This window comes from Novosphingobium sp. ST904, from assembly GCF_001298105.1.
Classification (GTDB): domain Bacteria; phylum Pseudomonadota; class Alphaproteobacteria; order Sphingomonadales; family Sphingomonadaceae; genus Novosphingobium.
Window position 1 is genome coordinate 1 of record NZ_LGJH01000099.1, and the last position, 22,681, is coordinate 22,681.

Here is a 22,681-nt window from a genome sequence, read left to right on the forward strand (position 1 = left end):
GCATCTTGAACCTGCCGGGATACGGCAGCACATAACCCATACCCACCCGGGTCAATTCTCAATGGAAACCCCGGGTCACATCTCAGTGGCAATCAACAAGGTTTGGTGTCCTGGCGGCTGCCAATGATGTCATCTACCCGATTTTCGCCGTCGTTTTGCAGGTCGGAAACTCGCTACATCCCAAGAATTCTCCGTACTTTCCGTCGATCTTGACCATGTGCCCACGCTCGCAGGTAGGGCATGTGCTTCCCTGTGCGACATCGCCACTCAGACGGACAGGCGGCGCTCCATTTTTGCTCTCGTCGCTTTCGATATTCCGCTTGAACTCGCATCGGGGCCACGTGCTGCAACTTTCAAAATCGCCATGGCGGCCAGTCCGTCGTGTGACGACCCCTACCGAACATTCGGGACATGGCTCAAGTGGCGCAGCGTCTACCGGCTCTATGACAAGGGCACCATTCTTCACCAATTCGATCAGGAAGCGGGATGGCTGCGCCAGGCTTGTGTAAATTCGGACCTGACGTTTGGCGCGTGTGAGCGCGACGTAAAATAGCCGCCGCTCTTCAGCCATGGGATAAGGATCTGGCGCGGGCATCGGGATTTGAAGGACGGGGTCATCCTCAATCTGGCTTGGAAAACCGCGATTTCCTTCGACGACATTCAAGAGCATGACATAGTCAGCCTCGAGACCCTTTGAAGAATGGACGGTCTTGAAGTCGAGATCGATGCTGTCAGCGAAACGCTCCTTCCATTGCTGCAAGTTCGCGGGCCGATCATTGCGGTACCGACCAAGCAGCAGGACCGACAGCCTTCCGTTCTTACCTGGTTCGAGCTTTCCAGCCTTCAGGAAGTGCTGCATTTGAGCAAGCTGGTCGACCAGGTGCTCGTTGCCGCGGCTCTGATCCTCGAAACCGTAGGCAAAGAGATACTGCCGGGTTTCATAATGATTGTTACTCGCCACCTCTTTGCGGATTTGAGCCGGGTTGGCCTGAATGAATTGACTTGAAACGTCGCAAATCGCTTGCGGGCTCCTGAATGTCCGGTTCAATGTCAGCCGTGTTGCGGCCGGGAAGATCTTTTCGAACTCCGGCATCACAGAGATGTCGGCGCCGGCGAAGCGGTTGATGCCTTGCCAATCATCGCCAACCACACACAAGTGCCTGGATGCCTCAGGGGGGCCGGCCAAGGCCTTCAGCAGGCGGATGCGAGCACGTGAGCTGTCCTGGAACTCATCCGACAAGATGAACGTGAAGGGGTTGCTGTAGCGGCCACTCTCGACATGATCTGCAGCGAGGATGAGCATGTCTTCGAAGTCGATGTAGCCACCATCCTTCAGTTTGCTTTCCCAGCCCGCCGCAACGCGTTCGTAGATGCTGACAAATCTGGCTAGCCGATCCACATGGGCATTCTTCGACTGAGCATTCAAAGCTTGCTGCAGATCTGCGTGGCTCAGCCCATTGCTCTTCACATGCTGCTGAAAGACACGAATTGTCCCTGCAAGCTGCTGAGGAGTGATGGGCTGTGAACCTGTTGCCTCCCTTTCTGGATCGAACTTGATCGTCACACCGCTGTTGGCCAGTTCTGCTTCAAGCAGGGGCAAGGCGGCTCCACTGGAAATCTGATCCGAGGTCGTCTCGAAAAGCCTGGTGCCCATCGTTTCATGGAGCTGCCTCTTCCACCGCACGCCTTCGGTGTATGACGGCCCGAACTGTTCAGGCGCTTCGCCAGCGGCGTTCAGCGCAAAGTGCTCGTGATAGAGCTCCACATCGGGATAGAAGAAGTCGGGATGATATTGCCGATGCGTCTCGCTTGCCGTGTCGTGTTCGTAAGGGCGCTCGTATGCGTAGGGAATATGGTGGTAGAACAGCCAGTCGGCGATCAGTCGCTCTTCCTTGCTTTTGACGATTTCGCCATTGGCTGTCCGGAATCCTCGTCTTCCATTGGCATAGGCGTCAGGCTCAGCCGGTACATTCCATTGCCCCACATCCCTGCCGTGGACGGTCCGGAACATATGCCAGTCGTTCTTGAAGGATTGATCCTGCTGGCAGAGCTCATCGATGATGCTGACAATCATCTTGATGTCCTCGCCAGCATTTTCGACCCACGGCGCCAATGATGGCTTCTTCCCGGTGGCTTTTGCGATGACGTGCAAGCCGAAGCCATGAAATGTCTTGGAGGTTAGTTCGGCTGCGCCCGCAAGCTCGCTCAAGCGATCTTGGGTCCGCTCGGCCAGCTCATTTGCGGCATCAGCGTTGAACGCGAGTAGCAAGATCTGGCTGCCTTGCGCCAATCCCTCGTGAAGCGCGTAGCCTGCCTTGGCAACCATCGTCGATGTCTTGCCAGATCCGGCGGCAGCAACAATTTGTACGCGGCCATCCATGCATACGCACGCTTTGACCTGTTCATCAGTCAGCGGATTTTTCTCAATCGTGTCGAAGAAGCTTTTCAGCCTTTCCTTTTGGCGAGCCAGAAACGTCTGATTGTGCGCTTCGTACTCGGCGGACAGCTCGTCGCGAATAGGGTCTGTCCGATTGAATCTGTTGAGCCACGTGGACGGCTGTTCCGGGGCGGGAAATGTTGCAAGAATACGGTCTACGGTGCCGGCGGGGATCCATCCGCTACGGTCTACGGTCGGTTCCCATTGGGCCCGCCATGCTTCGATCTTCTGCTTCCGCTCTGTTTCAGAAGCTTGATGGTTGGTCGAATAGGCACTGCTCCCACTTGATCGAGACGGCCGAGAAGCCAGGGTATCCTTCTTTTTGGAGCCGCTCAAAGCTCCGGCACCGAGAAGTCCAAGGAGTATCCACTCAATCAAGATTGCTGTCCTTGCGCTTCAGTCGATGAATCTTGCCCGAAACCATAGGCTTCAGGTCCGTAGCAGGTTCTGTCTTTCCTTTCAGTTAGTGTCGTCGTCAAATTGCAACCGTGTCAGTCGAGCGGCCGCCTGGTTGGGCGCTTGCCGTGACCGAAGTAATCGCCGATATTTGTTTCAAATCAGGTGGATTGTGGAATCGGTTGGCGGTGGGGAAATTTCATGAGTTTGTTCAACCGCATTTTCCTTGCGCGCAAAATCGACGCTTGGGCGAATGACTACAAGATTATTGCCGCGAGAACGCTCAACCAAGTCGCGGCTGATCTGATTGCCTACGCTGAAGGGGAAATCGCCAATGTTGGATTAAAGGATGGCTTGTTTTCACAGGCTGCCTTTGTCCAAGATCGGGTTGCGCCGATGGTCCGGAAGGTGGCTGAGCCCGTGGCCATCGAGATTCTTGAAGAGGCGAATATTGCCCTTCTTGAATTGGTTGAAGATCAGGCTGTCTGGGTGCGCAGGCCCGAGCATTGCGAAGGCCCAGAAGGCTTGTTCGACAGTGCTGCGGATATTGCTTCGGCAGTTGTGCCCTTGACCGCTGGGGTCGCGGCCGCCGCGACGCTACCCTTCGCTGCTTTCACTACGACCACGGCATGGTTCGGATTGGTGACAACCACGGCGATTAGCTGGCCGGTAGTCCTTGGAGGAGGGGCGGTTGCTGGATTGGGGCTCGCGACGGGCGTGATCAATACGGCCAAGATCCGGGATCGAACTCTGGTACGACTAAGAAATCGGGTACGCCGCTTCATCCTGGCTTCGCTAGTTCAGGGAAGCGAGCATGCGCCCTCAATTTTGCAGCAATTGGGCGCGGAATTCGACCGCGCCGCGCGCCGGGCGAAGGCTCTGTGAATTTGCCGATCTAACGGCCCAATTTCGATCACTTCGCCAAGAAGGTTCATTCATGACGATATCGTATTGAGCAATCTGCCGGCAGCAAACTCACCATAGCAAAGGGCAACCCTGGTCGCACAAAGAGCTTGCCAACCAAATTTGGCGCGCTTATATGCCGCCGCACTGCGGACCTTATCCCTACAGCGATTCTCGCTGCGCAGTGTCTAACTTTCCGAACTCAGATGATTACCACATCCTTTCGTCCCGTGCTCACGGGGCTGGGCGCTAGCGACATTTGTCGGCGCATGGCTGCAACGCAGCGAAGGGGTGGGATCAGCGGGTTCGGGACTTGGACACAGTCGCAGATGAGGCCCGACAATGCACACAATCCCCGCGCTCACGATCAATTGGCACGTGCTTGAAGCATGCAATTTCAGTTGCTATTTTTGTTATGCAAAATACGGCCAAAAATCGCGGTTCGAGGCCGATTTTTCGGTTGTTCTGAACGAACTGAGCACACTTAGCCGGAAGCGGATCGAACTCCAATCTGGAGCGGTCTGGGCCGAATCCGTTCGGGTCAATTTCGCGGGAGGTGAGCCGCTCCTGGCAAAGGAACTCGGCGCCGCGATTGCGCTGGCGTCAGATCTGGGATTGCGCCCCTCTGTCATCAGCAATGGTTCGTTGATGTCGGACGATTTCATCGAGCAGTACGGAGCCATGATTTCCGTCGCGGGCTTCAGTATTGATAGCTTCGATGCCGCAACGAATGAGAGTATCGGCCGAAAGACCAATCGTGGCGCGCAGGTCAACCTTAAGCGACTTGAGCAGATTTTCGCGTTGTTCAGGGAGGTGTCTCCGCAAACGCAGTTGAAGATCAACACGGTCGTTTGCCTGGAAAATTCCGATCTGGATCTTTCGGGACCGTTGGAGCGGTTGCGTCCCGACCGGTGGAAAGCGCTTCGGGTGATTCCCATCCACGGGGCAGAGGGGCGCGCGATTACCGACGAGCAGTTCAGGGCATTCTTCGATCGCCATCAAGGAGTGGCCGGTCAGGTCGTTCCGGAGGACAACGATCACATGCACCGTTCATACCTGATGCTTGACCCGCAGGGTCGTTTCTACCAGCGGGACGGATCGAGTTACGTCAAAAGCGCAGCCGTTTCTGAAGTGGGCGCCGCGCAGGCTTTGCGATCGGTTGAGTTCGATGCGGAGGCGTTCCTTGCCAGGTACTGATAGTTCGAGGAGTGAACAGGGCGCATGATGATCGACAAGCTAACGCTCCGAGAAATCGGAGAAAAGCGAGTTGTTGCCGAGTTGGTTGGCCAATTGACGGCAACCGATCGTTTGCTCGACGGGATGGGGCATGATGCTGGTTTCGTCCCGTTTGCGCTGTCCGAAGATGAGATCCTGGTGGTCAACACTGACCGTAGCGGAGAGAACCTTGCGCACAAGCTCGGGCTAGCGGGACCCGAGGCTGTCGGCGACTTGGCGGTGTCGCACGCTGTAAGTGACATTGCAGCAGCTGGCGGCAACCCGCGCCTGTTGACCGTGTCTCTGTTGCTGCCCGAGAACAAGACTCTCGACTATGCCAAGGGCGTTATGCGCGGCGTGCAAGCTGCAGCGGAACGCTGGGACCTAGTGATTGCTTCGGGGGACACCAAGAAGAACGGCAGCGTCGCGTTAGTGGTAACGGTCATTGGCAAGGCGAAGCGTTCCAGTCGTTTAACAAGGTCGGGGGCAAAGCCAGGCGATGTGCTCGTTGTGACGGGGCATCTGGGGACCATGTTTACCGCCGCTCTTGCCCATCAGCGCGACTGCAACATTCCTTTTGAGCTATCGGAGTTATTGCGAAGCGCATTAATCAACCAGCGTCCTCCGGTGGCGCTGGCCCTCGCGTTTTCCGATAACGAAATTGCCCATGCCTGTACCGATATCAGTGATGGCTTGGTGAGTGCGGTCTACGATCTCTGCAATGCCAGCGATGTTGGGGCCTCGCTGGATTTGGCGCGTGTGCCGGTTCTCGAAGAAGTCGAGAGCTTCGCCAAACGCCATCTGGGATTGGAACGGGAAAGTCTCATCGCGGCCAATGGCGATTGGCAATTTTTGTACGCCATGTCGCCCGAGGCTTATGAACGCGCCGTAACCATCGCTAGCACGGTGGGCATCCAGATTTCGGCGGTGGGCGCGTTCACGGCCGACAGATCTGTATCGGCGAATGATGCTGCGGGAGTACGACGTAGTTTGACGCGTTTGGAAAACGATGGGTTCTCCAAAGTAAATGGCAAGGGTTTCTTTGCAATGCTTGCCGACAATCCGCCCATCCTTGGCGATTTGATCTAGGAGGCCAGGGTGGCATTGGCGATAAATGTAAAAACAATAGGCGCTGCTTGGCTTGCATCCATTGAGCGCGTCCTCGACGACGGGGATGCACACTTCGATGAGGATGTTGCCATTTTGGAACTGCGCCAAGGGCTTGCGATCACCATCACGAATCCCAGTGTTGTCGATCCCGTGATCGACTGTTGGGGGGATCGGGCAGTGGTGGCACGGATGCTGAAGAAGTTTTCCAGGAACTCAAAGATGGCAGATCGTCCGTTCACCTATGGGGAACTGATTTACGATAAAAATGGTGTTGATCAGTTTGCATGGATTATAGATCGAATTCGAGAAAAGCCTGAGACAAAATCGGCAACTGTTTCACTCTTATCCGAGGGGGATTCTTCTAAAAATCTTCCATGCCTTGTTTCGCTAGATGCAAAACTGAGAGGTGGTGGTCTGGATCTGCACTTTTTCTTTAGAAGTCAGAACATTTTTGGACGCCAATACGCTAATCTCACAGCGTTGGCTGACTTGCAGGCCAGGATGGCCGAGGAGTTGGCTTGTCAGGTCGGCGTGATTTCTGGATACGTCTCTTCGCCGCATATCTATAATTATGACATTGATAATGCGAAGAACGTCGTTTCAGGCGTCGTATTCGATAACGTTGACAAATTTTACAGTCACGGACCTGAATCCATTCGGATTGGATATTGATAACGTTACAATGCCGTCCAGTTTTTGTGACTAGATCGTGCCGCTTTCATTTCTTTGGCGCGATCCCGGCCCTGCAGCTTTTCGTATCTCGCTCGGTCCTGTGGGCATGAGGGTGAGGGGCCATTTACATCGGCACGCATGACCCTATCGATGTGAACAGGGGGCGGCTCAGACAGGCGAGCAACGTCGTGGACGTTTCGCGCATCGGGCCTGGACTGCGTACTTCCGCTCCGTGAGGGCGTGATTCTGTGCGGATGAAGTCAGACGATTGGTTGATCAGAAGAGCGTTTCTTCTTTCAGCATGGGGACCTTCACCCGACAGCTCGAACGAACTGAAGGATATCGAGCAGGAAGTTCGTAGTGCGCGCAGAGACGGAGGCTTGGTCGCTGAGGTCAACTCCGCGAAAGCCGCTGGTGAAATAGCTTACGCCTTGGCCGCCGACCTTGCTCATGTCGTTCGTAGTGAAGGCGAAACACGCGCCCGGGCATGGATCAACGATCGCACCAGTCTAGTGGATCCCCGTATCGAGGGGCACCTTTTAGATCAGCTTAAGAAGGCAATTAGGCGCCGCGAGATCGATGATCTCCGCCGCGAGCAGGCGCGGCAAAGCTCGAAGGTGCAAGTGGCTTTGGTAGATGGACGGCATCCCAACAGCTTGCGCCTGCAAGAGCCTTCCACCGACTGGAACATCTACATCGATGAAACAGGAAGGATTTTTGACGAGAGCGCAAGACAATTGTCCGCTGCCGACCGAACCGTCGGCAAGGTCGTCGCGCTCGCTGTGCCTGCACGGGTTGTTTTGGAACCTCTTGGCGATTTTCATGCGACCGACAATATGGTCGAGCAGGTCGATAACGTTGTCCAGCGAGTTCTCGACGCATCGGTCGGGATTCTTGGTGTTAGTGTACAAAGCGATGCCGCGCGCAACAACTCTTGGATCGGTCATGTACTGCATCTGATACGCTGGACGCTGCTGCAATTGCCGGTACCGGAAGGTGCTGGTGATTGCCAAATCCATATCCACATTGAGAAGCGCGGTCAGTTTGACCAGTGGACCGATTTGAAAGTCGTACGCGAGGCCCTCGCGGGCGAGATGGCAGCGCAAGACCCTTCGCGCTTTGCTAACATCAAGCTCAAGATAGAGTTCATTGGCAAAGATCACCCGATGAACGGGTATGTCGATGCCGTGGCATACACTTGGGGCAGCCCGTTGCCGGCAAGCAAAGACCGTCTCGAACGATCACAGCTTCGTGGGCACTGTTTGGTCGATGCCGATGAGGTGAGTTTGCATCATCTTTATCTGGCTTTGAGCCAGCACGGACCGCTCGCGCCGCTGGATTGGTACACACTATGTGCAGCGGCTGCCAGTGAGCCCTTGGATAGTTTTCTCAGCCGCAGTCTGGAAAGCCTTGGACAGGAACTGCAGCAGCATCCAGCCCAGTGGCAAGGCTATATCGATGAAGTGCAGGTCCGCCTTCGAAGCAAGCGATACGTTCTCTCGGAACTGCGCCACGCCATCGCATGGCTGCAGCGGTTTGCCGGAACGACGCAGGTCTTGCCGGCGATTTTACAATTGCAGCTTTCGAGCAGCAACCTTGCGCTCGCCAATCACCAGGGGGATGTGAGCCCGGAACGAATTGCGGCTTGCATCGGGTTGGTCAAAGACCTGCATGATGAGGCGCCCGATCTGGCCTGCGAAGCCATATTGCGCATGGCGAGCGCGCTCACCAACAATTTCGAGTTCGGAAAGCTAGATCATGTCATTGATGAATGGTTGGATTATCCCGTCGCGGTGGCTGGCCTGCTCAATTATGGCAAGCTTCAGTCCAGCAGAGGGCAATCGCTTGCTTTCCAAGGGAAAGCCCATGAAGCGCTTCCTTTTTTCGATCTGGCGATTGCGAGCTTCGAACGCCTAAGCGACCCTGCGCAGGCAGAGCGTGAAAGTCACCAGACGAATGTGTATCGCCTGATTGCGCTGATTGATGACGCGTTTCGGCACGATGCTCCCGGGGAAAGTAGTGAGCTTGTCCAGCTCGCGCTTTCGGAAATTGTCCAGTACTTCGACAGCCGGAACCCCGAGGAAATCAGTCGCCAGTTAGCGGCCAGCCGGCAGGATGAGCGGTTCGCTCACCATCTTTGGCTGCGTGCCTTGGTCTATTTTCCGAATGAAATGGCTTTGGCACGAGAAAGCTACGTGCAGGAGATGGCCCAGTGGCAGGATGGTCGGGATCATCCTTGGCCTCTTGTCCACGCATATCGAGGGTGGCTCTTGCACGATGCCGGTCACTCTGAAGCGGCGCGCCAGCGGTTCGAACAAGCCATTAGTGCCTGCGAAGACGCCAGTCATGGTTCGACCCTGATGTGGATGTCCCAAGTCCTGCGCCTTCTCGTGTTGGCCCTCGGGTTTCCAGAAGACGCTGAGCGTGACGCCTTAGTCCAGCGCGATGAATTGAGGAAATTGCTCCCAGCCGCTCCGCATGCAGCGCTATCGGTTTTTGCAGCCTGTGCGGCAGGCCCGCCGATGGCCCGGGCAGAACTTCTTTCGCACATTGATGCCTGTCTGCCCTTTAACTTTCATTGATCGTCATTGGCGGGCGCGCCTACCATTTTGACGTAAAGATCTATTCGGACTGGAATATAGATGTCGATGGCTCGAAAGCCTCAGAATGCATGCGAATTGGTGCGGCGCGTTCTGCAGCACCCCGGCGGTGGTTTGCAGGCGTTGCTTAAGCTCGTGGATGGCGGCGAAAACGAATGGCTCGAACTGAAGGCCGCGTCGTTTCCAGAAGGCGGAGCGTTTGCTGAGGGATCGAACGAAGATGACTATCGATGGAATGTTGCCAAGGCTGCAATTGCATTGGCCAATTCTGTCGGTGGAGTCGTTCTACTTGGGGTGAACGATGCCGGTCAGCCAATTGGTATCGATGCCAGCGACCCTAAAGGAAAACGAGGGAGGAAGGGCGCGGAAGCATTCCGGCGCGAGGTGGTTTGGCAGGAAGTTTTACTCCCTGTGCGTGGCTGGAAGACCGGTCGCAGCGGAACGATCAAGCTCAAGCGGCCCAGGTTTCTTGAGCGATTGCTGTCGCTTGAGGAAATTCATTGCGACGGGAAGACCGTGCTGGCCATTTTCGTGGATTCTGCGCCAAGCGACTACGGGTTTGTCGAAGTGACAAAGGTTGCGGATCAGGACCCCTCTGATGATCTGATATATGCCCGAAAGCGAGGTGCTATCGGGCAGGTTATCGATCTGCCGAAAGATGATCTTGTCGTTCTGGACCTACATGAACAGCAGCGAAAGCAAGCTGTCGCAGAGATCGGGCTGACCTGGGAACGGTTTGTGGCAAGCGGAGCAATCGCTCGTCCGGTAGAGGAACTGGTTCCGGCCATTCAGAGCTACATAGCCCACCTCAAGGATGACTTCTCGTCATTAGAGGATGTGTATGTTCCGCTGGATGTTGAACAAACCAAGACGGGCACACAAGCGGCCAAGAGGCGGACTGAGCATAATCCGCTTCGCGCGGAAACATGGCTCAGTGCAAAGAGTGCAGTGGCCTCTGCTAACGGCGGCGATGACCTGATCGCCGTCGAAGATGAAGTGCGCCGTGGTCTTGCGACTGAGTTGGTCAGTCAAGAGCGTCGCGCGCTGTTGATTGGCGAGGGAGGAGCGGGAAAAAGCGGATGCTTTGCGAAGCTTGCGCTTGATGAGGCCAGGCTCTGGGCGCCCGATCGTTCGTGGCCGTTGGTCGTACGATTGTCGGAATATTCCGATATCGGTTTGGCTGGGCAATTCGAACGCGTCAGCGGCATCAAGTGGCAGGATCTTGCGCCATTGGTCGCCGAAGGTCGCGTCACTCTCTATCTGGACGGGCTAAATGAATGCCCTGACGCACTTTACGAGAGTTGCTGTGTCGATCTGGCGAGCCTGCTGCGCGAATATCCCGATGCGCGCGTGCGGTTGTGTTCGCGATCGAGCACTGCACCTTAAAATCTCGGCCTCGCAACTTTCGAGATGCAACCCTTGGACCATGAACAGCAGCTCAAAGTTCTGCGGGCACTTCTTGGTGATGATCGTCGATCCGAAGATACCCTGGATCGCCTGTATCGTCAGCCCGGGGCTGCGAAGATATTCAGCAGTCCACTGCTCTTGAGGATCGCCGCGGAGATTGTTCGCGAAGGCAGCGAAATTCCGCTTGGTCGTGCCGCGTTGTATCGACGCTTTGTCGAGACTTGGTATCGACGCGAAGCTGAAAGCGCGAATCTAAGCAGTGCAGGTTTGCCATGCAGCCTTAATCAGATGTTTGATGCCTTGACCGAACTGGCGTTTCGAACGCGTCAGGGTGGTTTGAGCACCCTTACCGTTGATCGGGTTCAAGAACTCTTGATCCCAATCCTGGGTGAGGAAGCCGATCGCTTCATCGATTGGACGGCGCAGGGGACCATTCTTGCTCGCAGCAAGGCGACAGGCGCAATCCGCTTCTGGCACGAAACTATTCAAGAGTATTTCTGCGCTGAATTCCTCGCAGCGCGTCACGAGGATTTGGACGACAACGCACTGGCTGCTGGAGCGGTAAGTCGGCAGGGCAGATGGGCTATGCCATTAGCTTTCGCATTCGAACTCATCGAAGATCCTGCGCCATCGTTCCTCGATATGTCTTGGCAGAGCGAGCCGCTGATCGTCGCGGCCGCCGCAGGGGATGTCAGCGATCTTGGATCGACACGGCTGGGAATGGATGCATGGTCGAGAGGCGTCCTGAGAACGCTGTGTGGAGGCGATGCGAGCGAGGATGCGCGCACCATTACAATTGAAGCACGACTGCCACCCAAGTATCCGATCCCTGCCTATCTCGTTTCAACACTGCGGAGCAGCACTTTCTGGTATGCAGCGCAGGCCCACGAGGCGGGAGCAGCGCGGCTCGACCGTTTGCAGAAGCTAATCTGCGGGCGCCAGTTTCCATGGATTGAGTTACTTCCTGATGCGTTGATAGAAAATAACGGGTGGGGAGAAGACTTGAGCCCGGCTCTTCGGTTGATCTGCGGCGCGTCGCAAAGACCTTCGCTCAACGAAGTCCTGGAGACGGCCACGGTTTCCGAATTGTGCGCCCTTAGAAGGCAAAAGCGGATCTCGGCCGACGTATTCCTGTCGCAATTCGAGCGAGCATTAACTCGTTCCGTCGGAGACCAGCTCGAACTGGATCTGGTGGACATCTTGCGCTCGGAGAAGGACAAAGCCGACGCAGTCGTTGGTAAACTTCTCAAGAGATATGGGTCAGACCTGCGCAGGATTGCCGGTGAACCGGATTTGTCACTCCGATTGCTAAACGTCCTCGTGCGCAATCATGTGATTGAGCCATTCGAAATCCGTAGCGATCCAGAGCGTCTTCAGAGCATCCTTTCCAACATGTCGATGATGAATGCCCTTCGCTTGGCGAAGGCTGGGGTCATTCAGGCTGCGGATCTCGACACAGATGCGCGCGATCGCCTCATATTCGAAAAGAAGACGAAAAAAGAACAAATTAGGCAAGCGCTTAGGTGTGGTTTGATTTGTGACGAGGATCTGCCGCGCGAACTATTGAGTAAGGTTTCATCCGGCAGGAAAAATAGCGACAAGGAAAAATCGGCCAATCGCCCCGGCTTTAAGTTTTACGCCGCAGATCTTGCCGATACGAATATTCGATCGGACGTCGACGCTGAGTTGAAGGGCGCAGGCTATTGGCGGGTCACCGTCAAGCGAATCCCTTCAGCGGGGCAATTTGGTTTTGTCAGCCATTCCGATTTTGATCGCGATATATTCTGCCATCTTTCCGCAATAGCCTCTAATGGTTCGCCGCTGGCCGAAGGTATGGTGCTTGACGTAAAACTGGCGACCCGGTTTGATCGAAATCGGGGGGAGTGGGGGGTCTCGGTGGTTTCCGGTCGGATAGCTAAATAGCTGCTACCGTTGATCCCCGCGCAATCAGATGATTCTTCGTCACGCTGCCTTCCGCCCGGTAGCTGACATGAGTTTGGTGGGAACATTCGCGTCAGGAACGTGAAAACCCATGACGCCGCGGCTGTGATCGCCGCGCGCATCAATTTCCTCGCGTAGCCAGCGCAGCAGAACGGCGGGCTCGCGCTCTGACAGCAAGCGAGCACGGTGCGCGACAACGGCAAAGTCACCCGGCGTTTGTCCCTCATGGACTGGCCACTCCGCCGGCCAGACCTGGCCAAAGTGTGCCTGAAAGAGCTTGCGGGCCTGGTCCGTCGTCATCGACCTGAAGGTGGCGCGCATGGTGAAGCGCCGCTGCGTAGCCGCATCCAGCTTGCCGGCGAGGTTCGTCGTGGCGACGAACGGTGTCCGCAGATGTTCGAGTTGAGCGAGCATCTCGTTAACCTGGCTCACTTCCCAGCTCCGCTGTCCCGCTTCGCGTCTGTAGAGGAAACTGTCTGCTTCATCGATAAGCAGCATGGCGCCGCGTTCTGCGGCCCTTGCGAATGCCTCGGCGATGTTCTGCTCGGTCTCGCCGACAAATGGGCTCATCAGGTCCGAGCACCGTCGCTCTTCGACCTCGATGCCCATGACCTCGGCGAGGTGCCTTGCAAACGCGGACTTCCCTGTCCCCGATGGCCCCGAAAGCAGCAGGCTCCACCCACGGTCCGGCGAATTTGCCAGCTGCTCTGAAAGTCGAGCAAGATCGGTGTCCGCTCGCGACAACTGCGGGTCATAGACGCAACTTCCAGGACTATCGGGTGCGCAAGACTGACCGAGAATGCGCATCACGCTGTGAATGGCAGTCTTCGCAACATCGGCTCCACCGCTGGCGAGCTGAGCTGCCTTCAGGCCTGACGCGACGACGGCTGGCGGCGCTTTCAAACTCGCAATATCGCGCAGCTCTGTTGGGCTCAGCGAAACCGAAGCGGCTTCGGCCGATCTCTTCACGACACGTTCGCGCACAGAGAAACGCGGTCGGTCGAAGGCAATGGCAAGGGTCATCCGCCGCAGGATTGCCGGGTCAAGCCGAGAACGCTGATTGACGATCCAGATCGTCGTCACTTGCGGGTTCTCGACCAAGCGATTGATCCACTGCTTCGAGCTGCCCTTGCGTTCGCTCATCATGAGCACGTCATCCGCTTCATCGACAACAATGACGCGATTCCGGCGATGACGGCACATCGCGCGCAGCACCATCAGATGATCAAGGCGTTCGGAGCGCTCGGGTTCGTTGCCGAAATCGTCGGCAAGGCCTGCGAAGATAGCACCGCTTCCGGCTTCCGCGGCGAGCGTGCGTGCAAATTCCGTTTTTCCCGTGCCGGGCTCGCCAAACAGCAGAATGCTGACCGGCTCTTTGGTGGCCAGAACCTTGAGTGCCACGCCGCGCAGCGGATCGATGTGCTCAAAATCGTCCCACAGCAACGTGCCTGCTTCCGGATCCGGCATGAGCCAGCGCAGCATCTCCTCTTGTGTCTCAGCATTCACGCGGATCAGCCGTTTGAGCAGTGGGCTCAGACTATACTCACCATCCCGATCGTCGTGCAGCAGCCGACAGGAAAAGAGCGGAGCGCCAGGCATCAACTTCTGCTCGACAAGGTTACTTTCCAGTCCGGAGAGGCGCGCGACCACGGTCGGAGTGAGGTTGCTGCAGGAGAAGGGGGCTCGGCGCACAAGGTCGCGCCAGCATTCCAGCTTTCCCCAGCGGGCAAAGATGGTGAGGATCGTGATTTCGGTATCGTCGAGACCAAACAGCTCTCCGACCCAGCCAAAGATGCGGTCAAGGTCGGTAGTTTCAGGACGCTTGAGCGCCAATTGCCTTGAGACCGCCCGCATCTCCGTCGTAGAGGGCCTCTCGCGATTGGCCACCTTGCGCAAAGCATCGACCGGCACTTCCTGCTCGATCAGTTCAATCAGGGCCTCACCGCAACGCTTCAGCTGATGTGTGGTCAATGCGCGCAGCACTTTCGCCGCGGCGTTTGCGAAGTGCGCTGCTTCGCCCTTCGCGTGAGGGCCGAATTCGGTTTGTGCAGTCAGACGACGTCTCATTTTCTTCGCGATCTCCCTGAGTGCGGTTCCATTCCTGGTCATAAACCACATTCATGCGACAAAAATGGTCGTAAAATGTGTGGATCGAGGTCGAACTCACTTGCTCTTACCGATCAGGGAGTTAGCAATGGTCCGTGATGACCAAGCGCCTCAGTAATCTCGACCGCACATTGAAGCTTGTGCACGCGCTTACGCAGAGCATCGAAGGTCTGACTCTAGACGAAATGGCAGCGTTGCTTGAAGTCAACCGGCGAACGGTTGAACGTATGCGCAACGTCATTCTGCTTCATTTCGATCTCGAAGAAACGATCGACGGTCGAATCAAGCGATTTCGGATCAAAGACAGCCCGGGACGAGCCTATGCGAGGCCGAGTTCGTCCGAGGTTGCCGCGCTTCAGTCCGTGGTCGATGCCGGACGCCGCGAAGGTACGGTCAACAGCGAAGCGCTTGAGAAATTGCTCTCCAAGATCAAGATTGCGTTCGACAGCGCGGAAAGGCGTCGGCTGGACAATGATCTTGACCTGCTCACCCGCCTCCAACGCTCGCGTGTCGCAGCCGGGCCTGCCGTCATTGCATCACCCGAAGACCTGACGACGATCCAGTCTGCCATCCTCGCATCTCATTGTGTTGACTTCGATTATCAGCCTGACTGGGCGGATGAGCCTTCATGGCGCAGGGTTGTTCCCTATGGCCTGATCCATGGACCGATCACCTACCTCGTGGGCAAGATGCCTGACCGGGACGATCTGCCGTTTACCTTCCGCCTGGACCGGATGACCAATGTTCGGGACAGCGGGATTGTCGGATGCCCTCCCGAGGATTGGGACCTCGATGCATGGATGGCCCGCAGCTTCGGCATCTGGCACGAGGCAGGTCACGAGATCGTTCTGCGCGTGCTAGCCCCGGCGGTTGATCGGGCGCGGGCTTGGCGCTTCCATCCGCATCAACAGTTCGAAGAAGATGGCAACGAGCTGCTTGTTCGTTTCCAATCAGGCGGCTTGTTTGAACTCGCCAATCACTTGTTCGGATGGGCCGGCGAACTGGTGATTGAAGGCCCTGACGCACTCAAGGACATAATGGAAAAGCGCATCGCTGCCGCGCAGACAATGCTGCGACCAGATTTGTCGTAATTTGCAGGCAAGGGGTGACACTGTGGCGCAGGGCGAATTCTGAGGGGTAATCTTGAATGTTTGAGAACTGCCATCTTCGGATCGGCGAAGCGCCCTTTACGAGCTGCATGCCCCTCAGTGCGCAGCTCCTGGGGAGCCTTTATGCCTTACCTCAGTCCACCGAGAAGCCGCTGCGCGAGGCCCTTGATACCTTGGGTGACAGCGTCCCTTGGGCGGAAAGCTTCGCGGTAGCACCTGAGCAGACGACCGGTGCCGTGGGGGCGATGCTCCGCCACATCATGATGGCAACGCGTGATCTCGAACCGACATCGGTTATGATTGATGCGCTACCGGGCGAGGGCAGGGCGCGCCTTCATTTGGATGCCCTGCGCAATCTCTGGATCAGCAGCGATGCCCTTGTTCCGTCCGATCTTGCGACGCTCAAGGCTTTCCTTGCGAGTGACGCAGGTGATGCTCTGCAGCCGTTGCAGGTTGTCTGGGATCGAGACTGCGTTCAGCTGACCCCGCTGGAGCGCGCGGTGCTCGAGCACATCGAAACCCATCATGGCCAGCTGAGCGAAGAAGATGATGACGTCGTTCGTCTGATTTCTGACCGGAAGCTGGCACGTGCACCCGGATCGTGTCTGGCAGGCCATGTACAACGCCATCTTCTGGATCCGAATGTCCCGGTCATGCAGCTCGATGACAGCCTGTCCATACTGTCCGTCCGAGACTCCCTGACCGAATGCGAGGCCGCGGCGGCCATCGTGCAGCGATGGCTGGCTGATGATGCAAGTCTCGCAGCCAGCGACATCGGCATCATCGTCCCGCAGGGTGCGGAATATGGCCATTATCTGGCAGAGACCTTCGCCCACGCTGGCTTGGTTGCCTCATCGCTTCCTGGGGTTGGTCAGCGGAGGAACATTGGCGGTGAGGTTCTTCTGCATTTCCTTCAATGTCGGCGCCGGCCAGCTCCCGCCATGGCGCTCGCGTCGCTCTACTGTTCACCAGTTCTGTGCTGGCCCGAAGAAGTGGGAACAGCCCTGGCGGCTGCCGTCATGGGTGGCGACTTTCAGCCAAAAGAGGCTCGTGACTTTGCAGGCAGACAGGCATCTCTCTTCGCCCTGATCCGCTCGGCCTCGCCTTCGACCAACGGGCAACTCAAGGAGCAGATTCGATCTTTCCAGAGGCTGCTCAGCGACAACGAGGAAATCGCTGAAGACGTAGCAGAAGCGAAGCAACAGGCATCGCGTCTGATCGCTGCCCTTGGCAATGCCAACGACGCTGCCGAAGCGGAACTGGAGAAAGCCATTCAGATGGCAGCGGCCTACCAGGCTGTGCCACCGGCGAGAGGGGCTTACTTCCTCGGTGGCGTCTCGGTGATGATGGCTCACGAAACACCCAAACGGCCGTTTAGCAAGCTTCTCATCCTGGGCTTCAATGATGGTGCCTATCCGTCGCCGCCCACGGGCAATCCGTTTTTTCTCGACAGCGAAGTTGCATCGATTGCCGAAGATTGCGGCATCCAGCTGCCATCTCAGGCGCTAGGGCTCGCTGCCGCGCTCGAGCTCTTCACGCGCCAGATTGGTGCAGCGAGCGAGCAGGTTATCCTCATCCTGTCAGAGCGTGATCGGAGCGGCAGCTCGCTTTCGGTGTCGTCGAGCCTGCCGCTGATCTCGCGGCTTGTGGAAGGGATCGAGGACCCAGAGGATCTGATCGTGCCTTTGAGCCATTGTGAGGGAACGATCTGGGACAGGCTGGTGGCGTGGAAGCCCAGACCAGTGATCGAACCGGCGCTGATGTCGGAGGTGCCGACTCACTATGCGTTCGACTTCAATCTTCTGGGGCTGCGCCAGAAAGAAGACGGCAGTGCGCGAGCGCAGAGCCCGAGCCGGCTTGAAAAGCTTCTGGTCAGTCCTCTGGCCTGGCTCCTTGCTGAGCTGGGCGCCGAACATGTTTCCTGGCAGCCCGAGGCGCTTGACGTCATGCTTCGCGGATCCCTGGCGCACGAGGTTTTCGAGCGCCTGTTTGTGCCGGGCAAGGCGCATCCGTCCAGCGAGGAGATCGAAGAAAAGGTCCCCGAACTTTGCTGGATCGCATTCGCGCATTGGCGCCGTTTCTCCAGACTTCGGCTTGGGCGGTCGAGCGCAACACGCTTGAGGCAGAAATCACCAAGTCCGCGAAGCATTGGTCGTTGGTCCTCAAATCTCTGGATGCCGAGATCGTAGGCAATGAGTTCTGGCTGTCGGGAGAGCTGTTCGGTCATCCCGTGCACGGCAAGGCCGATTGCCTGCTGCGGCTTCCCGATGGGCAGCCGATCGTCGTGGATTACAAGAAGAGCAGTTCCGGCACGCGTCGCCAGCGTCTCCAGAAGGGATGGGATCTGCAGGTTGATCTCTACCGGCGGATGAGCGTTCGGCTCGACGAGCGCAGCAACGAAAGCGTGGTTCGTATTGCCGAGGCGTTGAGCGGGTGGACGAAGCTCCCGGCAGTCGCCTATCACACGCTCAACGACGGGAATGTCCTGCTCAACGGGATCGACGAGTTCGATAGCGCTGAGGTCGAACTTGTTGCGGGCGATATTGCCGAGCATGCGCTGGCGCTCATTTCGGCGCGGTTCGATGCCCTCAAGGCAGGCCGCCTCGATACCAACACTACAGCCGATGAGAAGTTCTTCCAGCGCTCTGCCGCGCTCGGCACCTATGCGCTGGAAGACAGTCCGTTGATCGCCGCTTTCATGCGAGATGACATCAACCCCTCGGTGGCCCTTACGGACAATGAAGATGACTGAGCTTTCGATCGTTCCAGCCGGTGCAGGGGCTGGCAAGACCCATCACATCCAGGAAACCCTCACCCAGTGGGTGCGCGACGGCAAAGTTCGGCCCGAGCGGATACTGGCCGTCACTTTCACGGAGGCCGCGGCTGGAGAACTTCGCCAGAGGATCCGTGGAGCACTGATTGCAGACGGCAATCTGCAAGCGGCTTTGGCCGTAGAGCGAGCCTATGTGTCCACAATCCATGGACTTGGTCGCCGGTTGCTGATTGAGCACGCCTTTGCGGCAGGCTCTTCGCCGCAGCAACGTCTCATCGCGGAGGACGAGCAGGACCTGCTTATCCGCCGTTCGATCGAGGAGAACCAGGCGCTAAACGAGCTCTCCCGTAACCTCGGGGCCTATGGCTACCGGGGAAGCTTCACCTCGGACGACACGGCTGAAGACAGCTTCCGCAGGACGTTGCTCGGCGTGATCGCACTCCTGCGAACGCTTGGACCGCGGGGCGGTGATCCGACGATGGCCGACTTTGTTGATGCGTCGATCAGGCAGGGATATCGCCAGCCGGTCGGGACGCCAGAGACCCTGGCGGCTGGCTTGAAACAGGCCGTCGACGCGCTGCTTCTCGCCTTTCCGAGATCGCTGGCGGACGACGCTGGAAGTGCCGCGGCCAAGACGGCGTTTCGGGATAATTTCCGCGCGTTGAAGCAAGCCGAACAACTCCTCTCGACCGGCGGGAAGGACTGGAAGCTCTGGCAGCGGCTGCGTGATCTCCGCCAGTCCAAGCGCGCAGTCCGACGCCTGATGGTTACGATGACCTGGCCGCTGCGGTCATGACGGCGGCCGACACGCTGGTCTATCATCCGGGCCCGCTCGAAGATGCGGTTTCCCATGCACGCGCGCTCGTGGGAGGCGCGCAATCAGCTATGTCGGACTACGAGACCCGCAAGCGGGAACTTGGCGTCATCGACTTCAGTGACATGGTCACCAACGCCGCGCGGATCCTCGATGACAAGCCAGGCGTGCTTGCCGCGATCATGGACGAGGTAGACTGCGTCATTGTCGACGAGTTCCAGGACACCAACCCGATCCAGTTCACATTCCTGTGGGCCCTGGCGCGGCAAGCGAAGCGCTCGCTCATCGTCGGCGATACCAAGCAGGCGATCATGGGATTTCAAGGCGCAGACCCAAGGCTGACGGTCGCGCTTACCCAGCAGTTCGAAACCAGCCCGCTCAACCGGAACTGGCGTTCCGATCCGCGGATCATGGATTTCGTCAACGCGCTCGGCCCATGCCTTTTCGGCGATGACTACACTTCGCTCACCGCGCAGAACCCCACCGGACATGACGCCGCGCTTGAGATCATAGAACTAGCTAACAAGCGCGCGCGCGCTCGGGCGGGAAGCCACAGCATTTCGTCGCGGATCGCCTTCTCTCCCTGCTGTCCGACGATGAGGTAACGATCGTCGACAGGCATACGAAGAATTTGCGACCGCTGGAGCCCAGAGACATCGCGGTCCTGTGCCCAACCCATAGCCATTGCGCGAGCTATGCCAGCGCGCTGCGATCACTTGGCCTGCCGGTTCGCGTGGCGGAAGGTGGCTGGTGGCAGAGCAAAATCGTTCAGGCCGCCTGCTTCGCCCTGCGATTCGCTGTCGATCCTGCGGACAGCCATGCCGCGATCTGTACGGCCACGCTTGGTCCTGGAGCCACAGCACTTCCGGACGCGATCAGGGCGCTCGCCCAACAAGGCCGAATCGAAACGCCTGAATTGTCTGCGCTGCAGCAACTTTGGCCCGACGCGCTTGCGATCCCGGTAGATCGCCTGGTCCACCAGGTTATCGAAGTCGCGGGCCTTCGCGAATGGTGCGACAGGCTCGATGACCCAGCCCAGATGAGAGCCGACCTGCTGCGGTTCGAAGCGGAAGCGGCAGCATTCATGGATGCTCACCGCGATATGCGCGAAGCATCCGGCTTCTATGGGCAGAGCGCCAACGTTTTTCTCGGCTGGCTTGAGAACAAGGTCGGTCTCAAAGTCGAAGATCTGCGGCCTAACCCTTCAGGCAGCGAGGCCGACGGCGTCGAGATCGTCACCTGGCACGCATCCAAGGGACGTGAATGGCCAATCGTCGTTGTCTGCGGGCTCGACCACAGACTCAACCCCCGTGCCGGGACCTTCAGCACCAAGTTTCCGGGGTTCGACGACCTCGATCATGTGATCGAGGAAGCAACGCTCGCCTATGCTCCCGAATTTGCCGCGCCTGAAGCGACCGATCGCTTTCTCCATGAACTGCATCCAGAGTCCGAAGAAACAGCGAGGCGGCTGCTTTACGTGGCCCTGACCCGTGCGCGGGATCGCCTCATCATCGAATGGCCACAGGACGATGAGAAGGTTGAACCGCCTCTGCCTATCACTGGCCGCCGGCTTCTGAACGACGTCTGCGGCATAAGATTTCAGGGTAACCAGATCAGCGTCGGCGATGAGGATTTTCCTGCCCGCATGACGATCTGCAGCAAGGAGTTGCCGGCTTCGTTCGAGGCTGAGAGCAAGGTTCATCTCGACGCGTCCGACCTCGAGCTGCGATTTGCCCTGGAGCGACGCCCAATCGACGCACTGACATCCGTGGTAAGCCCATCTCAAGCAATCGCTACATCACGACCACTTCCTTCTCAGATCGAGACGCGTGCGATCGCACCAGGTGTCAAGCTCGCCGGAGCCGACCTCGTGCAGGCGACCGATAGGGGCACGGCGATCCACGAAGCACTGCGCATTCTCCTCTGCCGTCCTGATCTACGCCACAGGGTTCGGGAGCATTGCCGCATTCTCGATGCCGAGGTCGAATTTCTATCGCAGCAGGCAGATGCCCTACGTCAGGCTCTCGCGGACCTTGGCTATCCGCGACTGCATGTCGAGCAACCGATCGAGGTTCCTCTTTCAGATGGTGGGAGCCAGAGCATCATCTTGGATCTCATCGCTGAAGGTCCCAATGGCTTCATGATCGTCGATCACAAGAGTGGCGCGGTCACAGACCACGCGCTGCGCTTCGAACGCTACTGGCCGCAATTGGCAGCCTACATCGATGAAGTCGGCACTAAAGGCGCAAAGGCTGTTGATGGTGCGGCTATTTTTTGGACGGAAACCGGCGAGCTGACAATCGGACGCGGGCAGCAGCCGAATGCATGAAGATTGAACTGCGAACGGGTTGTTTGAGAAGCTATGACAATAATCAGCGCATCCGATTTTCAGCCACACTTTGATCGGTTCCAGGAGCTCATTACTGCCGAGAGCAAAGGGCACTCGTTTATCGATTTCACGGAGGGCAAAATCGCCGCGTGGGAAGGCTACAAGCCAACGCTGCGTCAGGCTGCCCTTGCACGGCTTTCCCCCGATACATGGTCTCGCGAAAGCATCGGGTCCGGCTCTATTGTTGAGCATGCCATCGACAGCATCGAGATACAGGACAACAAGGCCAATTTCGTCAACAACCTTGTCTTCTGGCAAAACCGCTTCGGGCACGCCAATCGGGATCACCGCATCTTGCTTGAAGCCCGGACGAACCGCAGTTTGAAGCACGCACTTGATGCTCTGCTGTTCGATCTCTACCGGGGAGACCGTCACGAGGGCGTGGTCTTCGAAGAACTGGCCGAACTCACCGGACATAAATACCCGCTGATCGCCTATCTCTACTTTCTGAAGGATATGACCCGCTTCATGCCGATCCAGCCAACGGGCTTCGATCGCGCCTTTGCGGCGATGAATCTTGGGTTTTCGACACGACAGCAGTGTTCCTGGGACAACTACAGGAGGTTCAATGAGATCCTGTTGGAGTTCGTCCCCCTGATTGAGGCTGCGGCCGGCATCCGCAATGTCAGGCTCATAGATGCTCACTCATTCTGCTGGATATATGCCCATCTTCTGAAATTGGAGGCTGAGGGTGCAATTGGTCAAACCACTGTTGATTGCCACTGAGATGTGAACCGGGGGGCGTATAAATTACCATTGAGAATTGACCCATGTTTCCCTCGCCTCCGGCTGCCAGTCGGAGGTCGTGG

The 22,681-nt window shown here is 57.5% G+C and carries 16 protein-coding genes; 14 read left to right on the top strand and 2 right to left on the bottom strand.

Annotation, left to right across the window (positions count from 1 at the left end):
- Positions 1-133: 133 nt before the first annotated feature.
- Entirely contained in the window at positions 134-2,815 is a 2,682-nt protein-coding gene (locus tag ADT71_RS02855) for a UvrD-helicase domain-containing protein (RefSeq protein ID WP_082370122.1), read from the bottom strand.
- A gap of 219 nt (positions 2,816-3,034) precedes the next feature.
- On the opposite strand from ADT71_RS02855, the gene ADT71_RS02860 reads away from it, so the two are divergent.
- From ADT71_RS02860 to ADT71_RS02895, 7 genes are all read left to right on the top strand, one after another.
- On the top strand, positions 3,035-3,718 hold the full coding sequence (locus tag ADT71_RS02860) for a hypothetical protein (RefSeq protein ID WP_054434900.1): 684 nt from the start codon (positions 3,035-3,037) through the stop codon (positions 3,716-3,718).
- 360 nt (positions 3,719-4,078) lie between these two features.
- On the top strand, positions 4,079-4,933 hold the full coding sequence (locus ADT71_RS02865) for a viperin family antiviral radical SAM protein (RefSeq protein WP_054434903.1): 855 nt from the start codon (positions 4,079-4,081) through the stop codon (positions 4,931-4,933).
- Between the two features lie 24 nt (positions 4,934-4,957).
- Entirely contained in the window at positions 4,958-6,040 is a 1,083-nt protein-coding gene (locus tag ADT71_RS02870) for a thiamine-monophosphate kinase (RefSeq protein WP_054434905.1), read from the top strand.
- A 9-nt stretch (positions 6,041-6,049) separates the two neighbouring features.
- Entirely contained in the window at positions 6,050-6,733 is a 684-nt protein-coding gene (locus ADT71_RS02875) for a thymidylate synthase (RefSeq protein WP_054434908.1), read from the top strand.
- 254 nt (positions 6,734-6,987) lie between these two features.
- Positions 6,988-9,315 carry a hypothetical protein gene (locus ADT71_RS31075; RefSeq protein ID WP_132470326.1) on the top strand — a complete coding sequence of 776 codons (2,328 nt, stop codon included), beginning with the start codon at positions 6,988-6,990 and terminating at the stop codon, positions 9,313-9,315.
- 60 nt (positions 9,316-9,375) lie between these two features.
- Positions 9,376-10,719: an ATP-binding protein gene (locus tag ADT71_RS02890; RefSeq protein WP_082370123.1), complete on the top strand. Its 1,344-nt coding sequence runs from the start codon at positions 9,376-9,378 to the stop codon at positions 10,717-10,719.
- Positions 10,720-10,752: 33 nt separating this feature from the next.
- Positions 10,753-12,663 (top strand): cold shock domain-containing protein, encoded by a 1,911-nt coding sequence (locus tag ADT71_RS02895; RefSeq protein ID WP_165913375.1) that lies wholly within the window; start codon positions 10,753-10,755, stop codon positions 12,661-12,663.
- Between the two features lie 39 nt (positions 12,664-12,702).
- On the opposite strand, the gene ADT71_RS02900 is transcribed toward ADT71_RS02895, so the two are convergent.
- A complete protein-coding gene (locus ADT71_RS02900) occupies positions 12,703-14,748 on the bottom strand; it encodes an AAA family ATPase (protein ID WP_054434918.1) in 2,046 nt (681 codons plus the stop codon).
- A 137-nt stretch (positions 14,749-14,885) separates the two neighbouring features.
- Between ADT71_RS02900 and ADT71_RS02905 the strand changes: the two genes are divergently transcribed.
- From ADT71_RS02905 to ADT71_RS02935, 7 genes are read left to right on the top strand one after another with little or no spacing between them, the layout of a single operon-like run.
- Positions 14,886-15,878, top strand: a complete 993-nt coding sequence (locus ADT71_RS02905) for a YafY family protein (protein ID WP_054434920.1) — start codon at positions 14,886-14,888, stop codon at positions 15,876-15,878.
- Positions 15,879-15,934: 56 nt separating this feature from the next.
- Positions 15,935-18,085 carry a hypothetical protein gene (locus ADT71_RS31885; RefSeq protein ID WP_054434922.1) on the top strand — a complete coding sequence of 717 codons (2,151 nt, stop codon included), beginning with the start codon at positions 15,935-15,937 and terminating at the stop codon, positions 18,083-18,085.
- The gene (locus ADT71_RS02915; protein WP_054434924.1) at positions 18,052-18,648 is read left to right on the top strand and encodes a PD-(D/E)XK nuclease family protein; all 597 of its coding nucleotides are present in this window, start codon (positions 18,052-18,054) and stop codon (positions 18,646-18,648) included. The genes ADT71_RS31885 and ADT71_RS02915 overlap by 34 nt, the downstream gene beginning before the upstream one ends.
- A complete protein-coding gene (locus tag ADT71_RS02920) occupies positions 18,641-19,465 on the top strand; it encodes a UvrD-helicase domain-containing protein (protein ID WP_197282894.1) in 825 nt (274 codons plus the stop codon). The genes ADT71_RS02915 and ADT71_RS02920 overlap by 8 nt, the downstream gene beginning before the upstream one ends.
- A complete protein-coding gene (locus ADT71_RS02925; RefSeq protein WP_054434929.1) occupies positions 19,462-20,088 on the top strand; it encodes a UvrD-helicase domain-containing protein in 627 nt (208 codons plus the stop codon). Before ADT71_RS02920 ends, ADT71_RS02925 begins: the two co-directional genes overlap by 4 nt.
- Before the next feature lie 26 nt (positions 20,089-20,114).
- Complete coding sequence (locus ADT71_RS02930; protein WP_156336432.1) at positions 20,115-21,812, top strand: 3'-5' exonuclease; 1,698 nt, start codon at positions 20,115-20,117, stop codon at positions 21,810-21,812.
- Positions 21,813-21,845: 33 nt separating this feature from the next.
- The gene (locus ADT71_RS02935; protein ID WP_054434935.1) at positions 21,846-22,598 is read left to right on the top strand and encodes a hypothetical protein; all 753 of its coding nucleotides are present in this window, start codon (positions 21,846-21,848) and stop codon (positions 22,596-22,598) included.
- The last annotated feature ends 83 nt before the right edge of the window (positions 22,599-22,681 follow it).

Excerpts from the sequence above, each read along its gene's own strand:
- ADT71_RS02860 (WP_054434900.1), top strand. The coding sequence starts at position 3,035 with ATGAGTTTGTTCAACCGCATTTTCCTTGCGCGCAAAATCGACGCTTGG.
- ADT71_RS02865 (WP_054434903.1), top strand. The coding sequence starts at position 4,079 with ATGCACACAATCCCCGCGCTCACGATCAATTGGCACGTGCTTGAAGCA.
- ADT71_RS02870 (WP_054434905.1), top strand. The coding sequence starts at position 4,958 with ATGATGATCGACAAGCTAACGCTCCGAGAAATCGGAGAAAAGCGAGTT.
- ADT71_RS31075 (WP_132470326.1), top strand. The coding sequence starts at position 6,988 with ATGAAGTCAGACGATTGGTTGATCAGAAGAGCGTTTCTTCTTTCAGCA.
- ADT71_RS02890 (WP_082370123.1), top strand. The coding sequence starts at position 9,376 with ATGTCGATGGCTCGAAAGCCTCAGAATGCATGCGAATTGGTGCGGCGC.
- ADT71_RS02900 (WP_054434918.1), bottom strand. The coding sequence starts at position 14,748 with ATGAGACGTCGTCTGACTGCACAAACCGAATTCGGCCCTCACGCGAAG.
- ADT71_RS02905 (WP_054434920.1), top strand. The coding sequence starts at position 14,886 with ATGACCAAGCGCCTCAGTAATCTCGACCGCACATTGAAGCTTGTGCAC.
- ADT71_RS31885 (WP_054434922.1), top strand. The coding sequence starts at position 15,935 with ATGTTTGAGAACTGCCATCTTCGGATCGGCGAAGCGCCCTTTACGAGC.
- ADT71_RS02920 (WP_197282894.1), top strand. The coding sequence starts at position 18,641 with ATGACTGAGCTTTCGATCGTTCCAGCCGGTGCAGGGGCTGGCAAGACC.
- ADT71_RS02925 (WP_054434929.1), top strand. The coding sequence starts at position 19,462 with ATGACGGCGGCCGACACGCTGGTCTATCATCCGGGCCCGCTCGAAGAT.
- ADT71_RS02935 (WP_054434935.1), top strand. The coding sequence starts at position 21,846 with ATGACAATAATCAGCGCATCCGATTTTCAGCCACACTTTGATCGGTTC.